Genomic DNA, 14,827 nt, shown 5'->3' on the forward strand with positions numbered 1-14,827 from the left:
AGTTTAGTAAAATTTAATGAATATTTAATAAACATATTCTCAAATTCATTAAATAAAAAACTTTAGTGCTTCCAGATTATCCAACCGAGCAGAAACTTGTAATTCTTTAGGAATAAAAATTTCTGGACTGAGTAAATAAAATTTACCGATTCCTGCGGCTTTAGCAGCTTGCATATCCGATATTCTATCACCAATTAGGATTGAGCTTTGCAAGTCTATAGGATATTTCTGACAAGCTTGTTCAATCATTCCTGGTAACGGTTTACGACATCGGCAGTTTTGACGGTAATTAGATATAGTTGATTGGGGATGATGTGGGCAGTAAAACACATCCAGTATTGTTATATCTTGGTTATTAAATTGCTCATACATCCAGACAGTAAGACTTAAAAAATCTTGTTCAGAATAGTAACCACGAGCAATACCTGATTGATTTGTGATCACAATTAGCTTATAACCTAAATCTTGTAGTAGACGACAAGTAGCAAAAATACCATCATTAAATTCAAACTGCTCACATCTAAAAACATAGTGATGATCAATATTAATTACTCCATCTCGATCAAGAAAAGCCACTTTAATCACTGGTAATTATTCTCCTTTAGATTCAGATCCCCGACTTCTGATATCATCTGATAATTTATGGTGATGATCACAGAAGAATTCGGGGATTTTTTTCTTATTTTAACATTTCCTCAACTTTGTTCATGATGCCAATAGTATCAATACCTTGATGGGGGAGTTGTTCCCAAATTCCGCTACAACCTTCTTGATGAGTTCCCATATAGGCATATTTGGGAGAAAACCCTCTTTCTAGTAACCATGAACCAAAACGGATACCTAAACCTGTACGCCGATTTAAGGATTCAACTACTAAAACAAAGGGTGTTGAACCAATTTTTGCCATGATTTCTTCATCTACTAGATTCAATGTGGATTTATTGATTAAACCGACATTAATTCCCTGTTTTTTCAGGCTTTCTACTACTTCTAAGGCGCGGTAAAGTACCTCTCCAAAGCTAACGATATAGCCGGCTGTTCCTTCTCGTATTACGTCATCTTTTCCAGGAATAAATGTATAACCATCTGCAAATAAAGGTTTACTATTTGTATCCAGAATATCGGGTACTGGGGAACGGCTAGAAAAGAGAAATCTTAACCCTGGTTGATCAAATACAGTTTCCACACAAGCTTTCATTTGATGTCCGTCGGCGGGATAATAGAGACGGGTTTGATAAGCGTCTTCTAAACCGTTATCGGCAAACATATTATTTAACCCAAAATGGCAGGTGTTATCTCCTAATTCATCTATCCCACTATGGGAAAATTGACAAAGAACGTTGGATTTATTAAGCCGTGCCATTGTAATTTCAGAAATACACATTTCCAAAAAGGCACTATAAGTGCTGAAAATGCCTTGTTTTCCTGCTTCCATGCCAAATCCTGCCGCCGCAGAGAAGTTTCCTCTTTCCATGATGCCGCCATGATAGAAAATCTCTGGATAGGCTTGACTAATTTTATTGATACCACAGGATTCTCCTAAATCACTGTCAATACACATTACCTTTTCTCGCCGTTCTGTGGGTGTCATTTGACTGAGAAGAGAGACAACGGTAGCATCAAAAATATGGCGTGTTTTGCTGCTAGAACCCGTAAAAGAGTAGGTATGTGTGAGGGGAATAACTTTTTTGAGGTAATTGACGGCTGATGTATGTCCGCGAGTTTCTAAATAGGCGATCGCTAACTCTGGTGATAGGGCATCATGTCCTAAAGGTGTGCCTTCTACTCCAACAATACCGGGAGTCATAGGACGTTTATTAATTACTGCTACTGGTCCATTAATAGTGACAGCTTGACAGAGACGAGTATATAAATCATCTAAATCTTCCCCTGCTCCAGTTAATACAGTTAATCCATGTCCAGCTAAAGTTTGACCGACGTTATAACCCTTGAGATAATCTGTTGGATATCCGCTACAGGTGGAATTGTTATCATCAATAATTAATTTGATATTGAGATTTTTAGCCACAGCTAAACGGGCGGCTTCGGCATTATTTCCTTCTTGCTGTGAACCATCTGAACCCAAACAGAATACTACTTGATGAGGATGTGCGATCGCTACTCCATTCACATAAGCCCAGAGGTGTCCTAATCTTCCCGAACTAAATTTTACACCAGGAGTGCGTCCTCGTTCTGGATGTGCAAGTAGTAATGAATAGGCTTCTCGATAATGCAGGAGATTTTCTGCATCAAGATCACCCTGTAAAGTTGCCATTAAATATTGTGTAGCAACGCGGTGTCCTGCTTCATCAAAGAAAATTGGCACAAATTTATCTGCTACTCCCCGAAAGAAAGCATCTAAAATCATCACTTCGGGAACTGTATCATACGCTCCTCCTGTATGACCGCCCACACCTTTGGCTGCTGCTACAGCGGTAAAAAAAACAATAGTATCTCGACAAAGTTGAATATTAGCTTTCAGAATTTCTCTTTGTTCATTAGTCAAAGTTGAATTAGTCGGGTCTAACTTCAAAGACTTGTAAACATCCAAATCAATAGGAAAGCGAAGAGTTCTTAAAGTCATTTTTTTGTTCCTTTTGATTGTTGAAATTATATCTAGGGTAGGCATTGTACAAACAATACCTTGTCCACATTGAAAAAAGCCTTGATTCGTAGATGGGTTGCGCTGTCGTTTAAGCCAACAAAGCATAAAATGGCTAAGGTATTGATATAGGAATCCGGTTTGATTCTTGAATTTTCCTGCGTAGGAGGGCAAGAGGATTCCAGAATATTAAGGTGTACCGAGTTTTGTATGGCTACGCCACGCAAGCCATCAAAAATCAAATAGGAGTCCTATATATTTGACATTTAATCCTTGCCGTAAAATTTCAAACCATCCCAAATACCCATCACACCAGGATAAGGACTATGGTAAACATTATCCATTGTCTGAATTTTATCAACTAAGTTGGGATGAGAATTTCCCACAGCAATTCCCTTTAATCCTGTTTCAAATAGGGATAAATCATTGAGAGTATCTCCACAAGCTATGGTTTCATCTGCATTAAACTTTATTTCCTCCAAAAATTTCAAGAGAGTTGGTCCTTTAGAAACTCCTTTGGGCATGACATCAAAATAAAAATAGATATTATTATAAGATGAGATAATGCAATCAAATCCGGCATTGATTACTTTTTGGATGGTGTTAGGTTGCAATTTTTCAGAATCATAATAGTAAGATACACGATACTTAGGATTGACTGCCTGTAGTTTTAATCCTGGTTCATTTGCTAATAGGGTTTTAATTTTTTCGTTAGCATTATTCCATTGTTTAATTATCCAATATTGTACAGGATAAATTGGCTCAAATGTTTCACCATGTACAATAGTTGTTCCCACATCACCAATGATATAGTCAGGTTTAGGAATATGAGGATTTTCTATTAATAAGTTGCTGATCCAGTCCAGTTCTCTGCCGGTGACATATACTAAAAGTAGGCGATCGCGTTGTTTTTCAATATATTGATAAAATTCAGATTGTTGTTGTTGAGAACCACCTAAAAAAGTGCCGTCTAAATCAGTTGCTAAAAGTAGTGATTGTTGATATTTCATGACTTAATTAACCAATAATTAATCCGCTACGGGGTGGAAGTTTAAAGTTAATAAATTCGGCTTCTTTAGTCCAGTTTTCTTGACTGGAATGATATGTAAATAATGTTTGTTTGAGTTGATTTTGCCATGATGGTTGAATACTCGCCATTGCTATTTCATTACCAGCATTTACCGCAATTAATAAAATTTCTGTTTCTAACCTTCTAGCGAAAATATAAACTTGTCCTTGAGCGTACAAGGTATGATATTCACCTATTCTTAATGCTGGATGAGAAAGACGGAGTTTAATTAATTGACGATGATATTCAAGAATATCTTGATCCCACTGTTTTTTATCAGGAAATCCTTTACGACATTCTGGATCATAACCACCGTTTAAACCGACTTCATCGCCGTAATATATGCAAGGTGCGCCAGGAAAAGTAAATAATAGTAACGTTGCTAAATATAAACTGGGGCGATCGCCTCCAGCTACATCAATTAACCTAGCTGTATCATGATTATTAATACCATTAAGTTGAGTTAATTGAATTTCCCAAGGATAAAGTTGCAGTAATTGATTAATTTCCTCCCCATATTTAGCCGCATCCGCAGGTGGTGGTGGTGCATATTCAGCAAAATGACCTTTTACCTGGCGATCGCCGACAATAAAGGCAGTGGTAGCATTAAGAAAGGGTAAACTTGACACGCCATCAAATTGTGTGCCATCTAACCACTCAGTTGCATTCATAGGAATTTCTCCCACAATATAGGCTTCAGGATTAATTGCTTTGATTCTTTCCCGAAACTCTTGCCAAAAACCAGGAGTCTTAATGTAATCTGCTGAATCTAAACGCCAACCATCTGCACCTAATTCAATCCAATATTCAGCTACACGCATAATATATTCGCGTACTGTTGGATTATTGGTATTTAACTCTGGTAAAGCTCTAATTCCGTTCCATGAATCATAATTAGCAGGCAGAGATTCATCATAAGGTGAAAGAGGCCATCCTTGAATTTTAAACCAATCTAACCAAGGGGAATTTTGACCATTTTCTATAACATCATTGAAAAAATAAAAGCCCCTACTAGCATGATTAAAAGTTCCATCCAAAACGATTTTAATACTACGATTATGAGCAGCTTTTAATAAACTTGTAAATGCCTCCTCTCCTCCCAATAAAGGATCAACTTGATAATAATCAAGGGTATGATAACGATGATTACTAGCTGAGGTAAAGATAGGATTTAGGTAAATTGCATTAATACCCAAATATTGTAAATAATCGAGATTTTCAATCACTCCCCACAGATTTCCTCCTTTATAGCCATGAAATGTCGGAGGAGCATTCCAATCTTCTAAAGGCAGATTGAGTAACCAATTTTGATCTACTGGAACGCTCCTAGCAAAGCGATCAGGAAATATTTGATAAAAAACTGCGTGTTTCACCCAATCAGGTGTATGAATCTGCATAAGTAACTTGATGATTATGGTTTAATTGCGGTGAAAATAAAGCTCCTAAGTAGCCATCATGAACTGCGTACACCACGAGGAATGAAAATAAGCCCTTTCACCTTCCCCAATTTTCAAGTCAGATGGGCATGAATATTTATCTTTAGGATGAGGCAGGAGCTATGAGAAAAAAGGGTTAAAGTATCGTTAATCTTTCTTCACATAGTTTGGTTTTTTCGTACCTACTCAACTTATTTATGAATCATGGTTACACATAACACACCGGAATGGCATCAGTATGCTTTTCTCCCGGAGTTGGTGGACGCAGAGGACAAGGTTCATTAGGCCATATAGTTCGATCTTCATAGATAAAGATTTGATTGACATCAGAAAAATCTTGAGAAGTATATTGTTTAACAACAGAGAAGAAATCTAAATAGCGATCATAATAATCTTCTCCCGGACATCTCACATGATCCCATTCATTAGGATTAGCTTCTGGATATTCTATAGTCTTTTTACCCAAAATAGGAACCGGTAAAATCGCAATACCATTTGGTTTAAGGACTCTTCTGATTTCTGAAAGTGCTTTATAGTCATCTGTAATATGTTCAAGAACATGACAAGCAGCAACAAAATCAAAGGTTGCATCTTCAAAAGGTAAGTTAGTCATATCGCATTTAACATCTACACCTTCCATCATTAAATCCGCACTAACATACTCCTTAAATAAGATTTGGAAAGTTTTCCGAAAAAATCTTTCTGGTGCAAAATGTAAGATCTTTTTGGTTGAGGGATCATAGTCTTTAAATAATTCGTCTAACACTAGCTTCTGTAAACGGTGTCTTGTCCAAGAGCGACACCTAATACATCTTTCATGCTTTGCTGTTGAACCTGTTGACATTGCTAAATCTCGAAAAGGTCCATAATAACCACAAACAGGACATTTGAATTTTTGTTTGCTAAAATTTTCTATGCGGAACTTGAGTATATTAAATTCTAACTCGGTTTGTTGTTTAAAATTTTCCAGGAAAGATACTGTCATTATTCCCACCTTAATATCATAGTTTTTGATGGCTAATTATTATTATTTTTGTGATTCCCAGTTTAACGAAAGATGGTTAGGGAGAGAAGTCTCAGTTGATCATCCCTCCTTTAGTTTGAATTAGTTTATCAATGGTTTCTTGAAAGAGTTCATCCGTCACCATGATGCCTTTATGAGATTGATTTCTAAAGGATAGACATAAATTAGCCGCATAAATAGGAGATTTTAAAGTTTGTTGATACAGTTGAATAATCTCCCTTTTATCTTCCACTATGGCGTGCATCAGAATAGGACTAAAAAGCCCCATATTCATAAATAGTGGTAATTCGATAATTTCATGAAGTTTGCTTAAAAATTTGGTGCTAACCGCTAATCTGGATAATCTCCCTTGTTGATTTTTTACCAGGGATTTAGTCCCATATATGTAAAAATCTAAAAAGCTATTCTTTTGCGTAAAGTAAACTAATGAATTGGTGACTTTTTCAGTACAAAATATCTCTCCTTCTCCAAAGTTTTTATCATCTTCTGTATCCAACCAAACTTCACGACAAACTAAATATTCTTCTGTCGTTTCAATGTTTAAATTATCGGGATCAAATACTACCACATCAGCATCCATCCAAATAGTTTGCTCATATCCCTGTTCTAAAAATTTTTTCGCTATTTCTAATCTAGCTAAATCAGCAATAACGTTAATTTTACCTTGAGATTTATCTATATACCAATCGGGAACGTAGTTAAAAAAGTTATCTTCTCTTCGGTAGTCAAAGCCTTTTAATTCTGCCCAATTTTTGACTGTTTGCATACAAGTTTCCAGCCAATTTGGTGTTTCGTTTCCCCGATAGGATTGATAAACAATGGTTTTCATATCAATTATTCTCTGTAAAATCCAAAATATTTTAATCCTTCTAAAATGCCATTTGCAAAGTGACTTTTTGCCAGATAGCGATTCCCCGGTGGGGAATTTTCATGCCACTCTAATATTTCTGGCTGGGCATTACCAACGATAATAGCAGGACAAAGCATATTTTCAAACATCGCCAGATCGTTACTTGAATCTCCGCAAATAACAGTTTGTTCATTGGTAAAACCTAAACGTTGTTGCACAAAAACAGCAGATGCAGCTTTATTAGCTGACTCAGGCAATATATCTAAAAATGCACCACCAAAAGCGTCGATCATTTGTACTGCTAAACCATGATTTTGCCAAATAGCTTTTAATCGCGGAAGTGTTACTGATAATCCTTTAGTATTAGTATAATAACTAACCTTAAAGTCCGTTTGTTCTAAGGGAGATTGGGGGACTAGGCAAGGAAATCGGCTGGTTATTTCTATTACTTGTTCTCTATCCCAACCCAGGGAGATTTTGTTTGTCCACTCAGAATCGGGGGTTTCACTGCCTGGGTAGTAAATTTCTGTACCCGTTGCCAGGACGAGTATATCAGGTTCTAAGAGTTCTTTTTGAGCGATCAGTTGTTGATAGAGCGGGAGAGATCGCCCTGTGGTGTAACAGATAACTGTACCGTCAATACGGCGCTGTTTACTTAACCACTGATTTAATTTCTCTAAAGCTAGATCATCACCAACTAAAGTGTGATCTAAATCAGTCACAAATAAAAATTTTGCCACCTTTATTATTGTCATTAATATTTTAAACTGTACATTTAAGTAGGTGAAGACAATAAAACCAAACTGTGTAAAGAAACGTAAAATCGCCCAAAACCTCTTTACTCTTGCCTTTTGCCTTGCTATAACGACAATTTTCAACGCCAACCTACTTATTTAAAATTTACTAATTGATTGTACAAAAATATTACTACTTTATTGTTTTCTTAATATTCTTTAAAGATTTTCTGAAAATAATGTTAATTGGCATTAATTGAGTAAGTCATAAAAATTTATTCTTTAGATATTCTTTATATTTTCTTTAGATTTCAAAAATAGAAAAAATAGTATACATAAACAATACCTTTTCCAAATTAGAAAAAGTCTTGATTCGTAGGTTTGGTTGTGGAACGTTAGCATTGCGAAGCAATAGAATGAAACCCAACAAATCGGTTGCGCTGTCGCTTAACCCAACCTTGTATCTTAGAGGTATGTGAGAAGAAGTGGTAGACCGTCCCAACCTGGGTCAGAAAAGACCGCTTTGTAGCAAGGCTTAGGTATACATAAAACAATGACATTAATTACTTGATAGTGTTTATGAATAAAGTACAGCAGCGACTTCATCCATTTTCTAATGATTACTTCCAGCAACTATCTACCCTGGGTGAGAAATTTCAAGTCACAGATCATCAAGGTAAATCTTTTGCTAATTCAGAAGGAATTGATATGGCTGCGGCTTTAGTAGAAAAGCAAAATCAGCAGTGTCGAAAAGTGATATTTATCGGTAATGGAGGAAGTGCAGCCGTAGCTAGTCATCAGGCTATTGACTACTGGCGTAATGGTAATATTCCCGCGATTTGCTTTAACGATGGTGCTTTGGTGACCTGTATTAGTAATGACTTTGGCTACGAACAAGTTTTTAGCAAACCCATTTCTACATTTGCTCAGTCTGGAGATGTTTTGTTTGCAATTAGTAGTTCTGGACAATCACAAAATATTCTTGCTGGTGTTTACCAAGCACTAAAAATGAATTGTCATGTGATTACACTTTCAGCCTTTCAACCTAACAACCCCTTACGTCAACTTGGACATCTAAATTTTTATGTTCCCACGATGTCCTATGGTTTTGCAGAAATCATGCACTTATGTATTTGTCACTGCATTATTGATGGCTTGGTAGAAGGTGCTTTACCTAGTGCAAATGTGGATAACTATCTCAGTTTAAATGAACTAAAAGTATCCTAAAATATTCATCCCATTTATACATAGAAGAAATTCTATCTGTGGTAAACAACAAGATTTAATGATTGCATATTAAATATATGTGACAAGAACTAGAATTGTAGACCTCTTTCTTCAAAAATTGTCAGATATCTAAACCTAGAATCATCAAGTAAATAATGATGTTCTAGTTCTGAATTGTTCGATTTTTCTGTGAACTTTTGTACCAAGATTAGCAATGAAATAAAGATGCAATTAGAAATATATAGAGAAAAAATTATTGACTTTGAAACTTGTGCAGAAGTATTCACTGTCTACCATCAAAAAGGACGGAAAATCGTTCTCTGTAATGGGGTATTTGACTTACTACATCCCGGACACATTGCTCATTTACAAGCGGCTAAAGCAATGGGAGACTTATTAGTAATTTCCCTAACTGCTACTCCTTATATTAACCGAGGACCAGGAAGACCAATATTTTCTGATGAGTTGCGTGTTAATTCTATAGCTGCTTTAGCTTGTGTTGATTATGTAATTTTAACTCCCGCCGTCACAGCTTTGGAAGTAATTGAGAAAGTGCGTCCTCATATTTACTGCAAGGGAGATGAATATGCGGAAACAGAGAAAGATGTAACCCACAATATTGATAAAGAAATCGCTCAAGTAAGAGCTTACGGAGGTGACATTCGCTATACTCAAGAAATTACTTTTAGCTCTACACGACTGATTAATAATTATCTTGATGTTATCCCTCCAGAATTAAAACGTTATGCCAATGATTTTAGTCAACAATATGCTTTTGAGGATATTAGAAATGCGATAGAAGCAATGCAGGATCTCAATGTTTTGGTGTTGGGGGATATTATTATTGATGAGTTTGTTCACTGTACAGTTCAGGGATTAACCTCAAAAGGAAGAGCGCCATCAACCCGCTTTGTGAAAAAAGAACAACATTTGGGGGGAGTTTTTGCGATCGCTAACCATCTCAGTAGTTTTGCCAAATCTGTCACCCTAGCTAGTACCATTGGTGATGAACCAGATGTACATCATTTGATTGCTAATCATGTTGATGGTACGCTGCATCTTAATTTACATTGTGTAGAAAACTATTCTACAGTAACAAAGTGTCGTTATATTGAACAACAAGGGAAAACCAAGGGTTATACCCAATTATTTGCGATTAATTCGATAGACGAAGAAGGACTAGCACCCCAAGAACGAGAAAAACTTTTAGATGCTTGGGAAAAACTGTTAAAAAACTGCGATTTAGTGGTTTTGGCGGATTATGGTCATGGATTAATTGATGCTGAAGCAATTGAATTAATTCAATCACAAGCACCATTTTTAGCCTTAAACTGTCAAACTAATAGTGCTAATTACGGTTATAACCTAATTAGTAAATATAAGCGAGCCGATACATTTTGTGTAGATGAACAGGAAATTCGTCTGGCATTTTCTAATCGTTATGGTAATCGAGAAGAGTTACTAAAACGGTTGCAATATCATTTAGGGGCGCAACAAGGTTGGTTAACTTTAGGATCTGCTGGTTCTTTGGGAATTAATACTCATGGAGAGATGGAAATTACTCCGGCCATGACACAACAAGTCAAAGATACCACCGGGGCTGGAGATGCCTTTTTTGCCCTAGCCAGTTTGAGTGCTAAGTTAGATTTGCCTGTGCAGTTAGGATCATTTTTAGGAAATTTGGCCGGAGCGATCGCTGCCAATGTTTTAGGAAATGAAAAGCCTGTAGACAAGGGACGCTTATTAAAGTTTGCTAAAACAATTTCCACATTTTAAAAGATAATTAAGGAGTAAATCAATGAATCCAATTCAACAAGTTTTAGTGACCGGTGGTGCTGGTTATGTAGGAGCTATTTTAGTTCCTAAACTTCTGCAAGCTGGATATGGAGTTAAGGTAATAGACTTGTATCTTTATGGCAAAGATGTATTAAATGCCGTTAAAGATCATCCTCATTTAGAAGAGATTGAAGGCGATATCCGCGATCGCCAACTTCTAGAAAAAATCATGCCAGGATCTGATGCTGTCATTCATTTAGCTTGTATTTCCAACGATCCCAGCTTTGAATTAGATCCAGACTTAGGCCGTTCGATTAATTACGATGCCTTTTTTGACTTAGTAGACGTTGCCAAAGATGCCGGAGTGAAGCGGTTTATTTATGCTTCTTCCTCCAGTGTTTACGGCATCAAAGAAATAGAAAATGTCACAGAAGACTTACCCTTAATGCCTTTAACAGACTATTCTCGTTATAAGGCTTTATGCGAAGAAGTCTTATTGAGTAAACGAGAACCAGGTTTTGTTACCTTAGTTTTGCGTCCTGCTACAGTCTGCGGTTATTCCCCCCGTCAGCGACTAGATTTAGTGGTGAATATTCTCACTAACCACGCAATTAATAATGGTAGAATTACAGTTTTTGGTGGTCAGCAAAAACGTCCCAATATCCATATTGAAGATATGACCGATCTGTATCTAAAATCTCTACAATGGTCAGATGAAGCGATTGACGGTAAAATATTTAACGCTGGCTATGAAAATCATACCTTGATGGAAATTGCCGAGATGACCCGTCAAGTAGTGGGAGAATCTGTAGAAATTATGACTACACCCACCGACGATCTGCGTTCATACCATATTTCTTCAGAAAAAATTAAGCAAGAACTGGGATTTGTCCCTGCACATACTATAAAGGAAGCGATCGAAGATTTAGCTTCAGCATTTAAAGCTAATCAAATTCCCAATTCTCTCACAGATAGTCGTTACTATAACGTGAAAGTGATGAAGGAAATTAACTTCAAGTAATATCTACCCCCGCCATCATTGATGATTTGGCGGGGTTTAAATTATCTCACTCAAAGCAACCCCTAATCAGCTTCAGTAAACATCGCAACTAAGCGATTCGCCGGTTTAGCCATTGCCACATACAAACTTTTTGGTAAAGACCATTGATTACCGGGCTTATTGGGGTCAAGATAAAACTTGCATAAACCTTCAATAAATTGTTTCATTTTGGAGATTTCATAACCCCATGCTTTTAATGATGGTAAAACTTCCGTTTCTACTATTGTTAATAATTCATCTCGTTTGCTAGTTACTCTCATGGCATTAAAAATAGTCCATGCCATTTCTAATGCTTCCAGAGTACCATCATTACCTCCTTGATAAAACCATTCAATATCAAAATCAATCATTCGCACATTTCCCTGGGTATCAATCATTTCATTCCCAGTCCAGCGATCAGCATAAATAATTCCCTGTCTGTGAGCTAAATTCATTTCTTGTAGAACCTTCGGCAAAAATTTGACTTCTCCAGTTTCTAGAAATTCCAACAAAGTTTTCCCTGTTACATATTCAATCAGCATCCAATCTTGATCTGCATGGATTAATTTAGGAACTGGTAAGCCGACAGCTAATGCCCGTTTGATAAAATCAACTTCATCTCCAATATTTCTGAGTTTAAAAGAACCGCCATTTTGGATAAAGCCAGTGGCTTCATACATATACTGCATATAAGCATCACCAGCTTCAGTGGAAATATCCCGTCTGGCACGAAAAACGCAGCGATCTGTGGCTGTTGTAATCAATAAGATATGATTAAATAATCCTTCTGATTGGGGTTTTTCTATTGTTGCTGTTTTACCTCCAGGTAAATAAGCTAAAGCACTTTCCAATCCCTGAGCGATATTTGTTGGTAGTGTATTCTTTAAATTTTCTGCAATTGAATTTTTCATTAGCTTTAACCAATACTTAATTTTAAACTAATTGCTAAGAAATCAAAAAACTCAGCCAGAATTTGATCATAGTGAGAGGCAAATTCAAGCTGATTAATTTCCTCTCGACTAAAATAGGCTAATTTTTGTCCTTCGTGTAGGGTTATTTGAGAAATATCTAAATCCAGCCGAGTCCAAAAAATGTGTTCATCACATTCTTGCCAAAAATAAGACTTAAAGAATTTAATTTCGCCTAATTCCAGTTCCATTTCTTCAACTAATTCTCGGCGAATAGCTGCTTCTGCAGATTCATTTTTCTCTATATATCCTCCCAGGAATGCCCAAGTGTTAGGAAAAGGAATAGAGCTTTTATTATCTCGAAGTACAAGTAAAACTTGCTGCTGACTGTTGAGAATAATTATGTCAGCCCCTGGCGCTTCTCTCATTTTAACTCTAATTTAATAAACTTTAATTATTATATGATCAAGAACTAAAATTAGAAAAATAATCTTTATTCTTTAATGTTTTCATCAAAGGTCAAAAAGAAGGACAGCAAGTGGTAATTAACTCACTAATACCAAATTAAGATGAAACTGCATAGAATAAGATTTCAAGAATAATTGACCGCAGATAAACGCAGATGTAACCGCGTTAGCGGCTTCCCGTAGCTTGCGTGGCGTTCGCGGTAGCGTGCCGGAGGCATCAGCCATAGGGTATGCAGATAAATACGGATGAATTAATGGATTTCATGATTCTGTGCAGCCTTACATAAAATTGGTATAACTCACTTCCCTCTTTAAGCCGATTTAATTTTCAACAGTTGTCAGAGAAACTGCATTAACTTCAGTATCACTACTCAAAGATTTTGGTAAATACACTAGCATTGTCACCATTTTGGCAAACATAAATAATATAATGGATAGCCACAAAAGATAGTTGTTGTGAAAATACCAAGCTGCTATAGCTGATGGGATAAATCCCAAAGTAGCAGAGATCAAACTGACATTACGAACAATTTTCCCTTCTGCTAATCCTAAGAAATATCCTTCCAGCATTGAGGCAACAGAATTGAATATAAGTATGAAGCATAAACACCAAATATAGGTATCAATATGTTCAGTAATTTCCGTATGGTTGGTTAATATGCCAAAGACAGCCTGGGGAAAGAAAACACAAATTGTAGCTACAGTGAGTCCTATCAACAAGCTGCTGACAACTGAAACTTTCAGCAAGGGTAACAATTTCTCTTTTGAATCTTTACCTTTCAAGTTTCCGCTTAAAGTTTCGGTAGCAAATCCCATTCCGTTAGTTAAGTAAACATTTAGATGTGTTATCTGTCCTAATAAAGAATTTTGGGTAAAGAGTATCGTTCCCATCATGGCACTCAGATTACTAAAAATAGTAAAGACAGACATCTCACTTATAGTTCTAATCAAGATATCTCTATTGAGAGCCAACATAGTTTTCAACTCTGAAAAATCCATGATTTGTGGGCTAACTGCGCGGATTTCTTGCCACTGAACTTTCCGACTAGCTAAGAGGATGCCGATAAACAACATTAAGTATTGGCTAGATGCTTGAGATACTCCAGCCCCTACACTATTCCAACCCCATTGAATAATAAATAAGTAGTTTAAAATTATATTGGCTGCATTGCCAATAACTGAAAGTACCACAACCTTACTATTTTCCTCTCGTCCCAGTAACCAACCAATGAGAACGAAGTTCAGTAAAACAGCAGGCGCTCCCCAAATGCGAGCATTGAAATAGTCAATGCCGGCAGCTTTAACATCAATATCAGCACTCAAGAGCGAAAAACCTACCTCTCGCAAAGGATACTGCAAAATTAACAGTACGATACCTAATCCCAAGGCGATTAAGCCATTGCGTAGTCCCACTAGCAGTGCAGCGTCTTGATCATCTGCTCCCACAGCTTGAGCGGTTAACCCAGTGGTTCCCATACGTAAGAACTCAAGAATCAAATAGACGAGGTTAAACAAGATATTAGCTATGCAAACCCCTGCTAAGGCATCAATTTCTTGCAGATGACCCAAAAAAGCTACACTGACTAAACCCGCTAGAGGAATCATCAGGTTTGAAAGAATATTGGCGATCGCAAGACGGTAGAAACGAGGGAGAAAGTCATACTGTTCTGTTCGTGTTAAGTTCATGAGTTAATT

General features: G+C 36.7%; 13 protein-coding genes. 3 read left to right on the plus strand and 10 right to left on the minus strand.

Going from position 1 to position 14,827, the window contains the following annotated elements; all coding sequences use genetic code 11:
* Positions 1–48 precede the first annotated feature (48 nt).
* The 7 genes from gmhB to HEQ36_RS02080 all read right to left on the minus strand — a co-directional run bounded on the left by gmhB (position 49) and on the right by HEQ36_RS02080 (position 7,721).
* Positions 49–585, minus strand: coding sequence for a D-glycero-beta-D-manno-heptose 1,7-bisphosphate 7-phosphatase (gmhB, locus tag HEQ36_RS02050; RefSeq protein WP_015078124.1), 537 nt, complete (start codon positions 583–585; stop codon positions 49–51).
* 94 nt (positions 586–679) lie between these two features.
* Positions 680–2,584, minus strand: a complete 1,905-nt coding sequence (locus HEQ36_RS02055) for a transketolase C-terminal domain-containing protein (protein WP_168631788.1) — start codon at positions 2,582–2,584, stop codon at positions 680–682.
* Positions 2,585–2,868: 284 nt separating this feature from the next.
* On the minus strand, positions 2,869–3,612 hold the full coding sequence (locus HEQ36_RS02060) for an HAD-IIB family hydrolase (protein WP_015078126.1): 744 nt from the start codon (positions 3,610–3,612) through the stop codon (positions 2,869–2,871).
* Positions 3,613–3,619: 7 nt separating this feature from the next.
* Positions 3,620–5,068 carry a glycoside hydrolase family 13 protein gene (locus tag HEQ36_RS02065; RefSeq protein WP_168635295.1) on the minus strand — a complete coding sequence of 483 codons (1,449 nt, stop codon included), beginning with the start codon at positions 5,066–5,068 and terminating at the stop codon, positions 3,620–3,622.
* 247 nt (positions 5,069–5,315) lie between these two features.
* A complete protein-coding gene (locus tag HEQ36_RS02070) occupies positions 5,316–6,092 on the minus strand; it encodes a class I SAM-dependent methyltransferase (RefSeq protein ID WP_168635296.1) in 777 nt (258 codons plus the stop codon).
* 91 nt (positions 6,093–6,183) lie between these two features.
* Positions 6,184–6,960 (minus strand): hypothetical protein, encoded by a 777-nt coding sequence (locus tag HEQ36_RS02075; RefSeq protein WP_168635297.1) that lies wholly within the window; start codon positions 6,958–6,960, stop codon positions 6,184–6,186.
* A gap of 5 nt (positions 6,961–6,965) precedes the next feature.
* Entirely contained in the window at positions 6,966–7,721 is a 756-nt protein-coding gene (locus HEQ36_RS02080; RefSeq protein ID WP_290706530.1) for a sucrose-phosphate phosphatase, read from the minus strand.
* A gap of 573 nt (positions 7,722–8,294) precedes the next feature.
* On the opposite strand from HEQ36_RS02080, the gene HEQ36_RS02085 reads away from it, so the two are divergent.
* The 3 genes from HEQ36_RS02085 (at position 8,295) to HEQ36_RS02095 (ending at position 11,739) form a co-directional block, all read left to right on the plus strand.
* Complete coding sequence (locus HEQ36_RS02085) at positions 8,295–8,942, plus strand: SIS domain-containing protein (protein WP_168635299.1); 648 nt, start codon at positions 8,295–8,297, stop codon at positions 8,940–8,942.
* Positions 8,943–9,167: 225 nt separating this feature from the next.
* Positions 9,168–10,718: a PfkB family carbohydrate kinase gene (locus tag HEQ36_RS02090; protein ID WP_168635300.1), complete on the plus strand. Its 1,551-nt coding sequence runs from the start codon at positions 9,168–9,170 to the stop codon at positions 10,716–10,718.
* A 22-nt stretch (positions 10,719–10,740) separates the two neighbouring features.
* Positions 10,741–11,739, plus strand: coding sequence for an NAD(P)-dependent oxidoreductase (locus HEQ36_RS02095; protein WP_168635301.1), 999 nt, complete (start codon positions 10,741–10,743; stop codon positions 11,737–11,739).
* A 62-nt stretch (positions 11,740–11,801) separates the two neighbouring features.
* Here HEQ36_RS02095 and HEQ36_RS02100 read toward each other — a convergent pair whose 3' ends face one another.
* The 3 genes from HEQ36_RS02100 to gntT form a co-directional block, all read right to left on the minus strand.
* Positions 11,802–12,668 (minus strand): hypothetical protein, encoded by an 867-nt coding sequence (locus HEQ36_RS02100; protein WP_168635302.1) that lies wholly within the window; start codon positions 12,666–12,668, stop codon positions 11,802–11,804.
* A gap of 5 nt (positions 12,669–12,673) precedes the next feature.
* On the minus strand, positions 12,674–13,093 hold the full coding sequence (locus HEQ36_RS02105) for an NUDIX domain-containing protein (protein WP_015078137.1): 420 nt from the start codon (positions 13,091–13,093) through the stop codon (positions 12,674–12,676).
* 360 nt (positions 13,094–13,453) lie between these two features.
* Positions 13,454–14,818: a guanitoxin biosynthesis MATE family efflux transporter GntT gene (gene gntT / locus HEQ36_RS02110; RefSeq protein ID WP_168635303.1), complete on the minus strand. Its 1,365-nt coding sequence runs from the start codon at positions 14,816–14,818 to the stop codon at positions 13,454–13,456.
* Positions 14,819–14,827 lie beyond the last annotated feature (9 nt).

The sequence above is a fragment of the Anabaena sp. 54 genome (assembly GCF_017355725.1).
In the GTDB taxonomy this organism is placed as follows: domain Bacteria; phylum Cyanobacteriota; class Cyanobacteriia; order Cyanobacteriales; family Nostocaceae; genus Dolichospermum; species Dolichospermum heterosporum.

What these genes read in the sequence shown, in the direction of transcription:
- HEQ36_RS02055 (WP_168631788.1), bottom strand. Translation starts at nt 2,584, where the DNA reads ATGACTTTAAGAACTCTTCGCTTTCCTATTGATTTGGATGTTTACAAG.
- HEQ36_RS02060 (WP_015078126.1), bottom strand. Translation starts at nt 3,612, where the DNA reads ATGAAATATCAACAATCACTACTTTTAGCAACTGATTTAGACGGCACT.
- HEQ36_RS02065 (WP_168635295.1), bottom strand. Translation starts at nt 5,068, where the DNA reads ATGCAGATTCATACACCTGATTGGGTGAAACACGCAGTTTTTTATCAA.
- HEQ36_RS02070 (WP_168635296.1), bottom strand. Translation starts at nt 6,092, where the DNA reads ATGACAGTATCTTTCCTGGAAAATTTTAAACAACAAACCGAGTTAGAA.
- HEQ36_RS02075 (WP_168635297.1), bottom strand. Translation starts at nt 6,960, where the DNA reads ATGAAAACCATTGTTTATCAATCCTATCGGGGAAACGAAACACCAAAT.
- HEQ36_RS02085 (WP_168635299.1), top strand. Translation starts at nt 8,295, where the DNA reads ATGAATAAAGTACAGCAGCGACTTCATCCATTTTCTAATGATTACTTC.
- HEQ36_RS02090 (WP_168635300.1), top strand. Translation starts at nt 9,168, where the DNA reads ATGCAATTAGAAATATATAGAGAAAAAATTATTGACTTTGAAACTTGT.
- HEQ36_RS02095 (WP_168635301.1), top strand. Translation starts at nt 10,741, where the DNA reads ATGAATCCAATTCAACAAGTTTTAGTGACCGGTGGTGCTGGTTATGTA.
- HEQ36_RS02100 (WP_168635302.1), bottom strand. Translation starts at nt 12,668, where the DNA reads ATGAAAAATTCAATTGCAGAAAATTTAAAGAATACACTACCAACAAAT.
- HEQ36_RS02105 (WP_015078137.1), bottom strand. Translation starts at nt 13,093, where the DNA reads ATGAGAGAAGCGCCAGGGGCTGACATAATTATTCTCAACAGTCAGCAG.
- gntT (WP_168635303.1), bottom strand. Translation starts at nt 14,818, where the DNA reads ATGAACTTAACACGAACAGAACAGTATGACTTTCTCCCTCGTTTCTAC.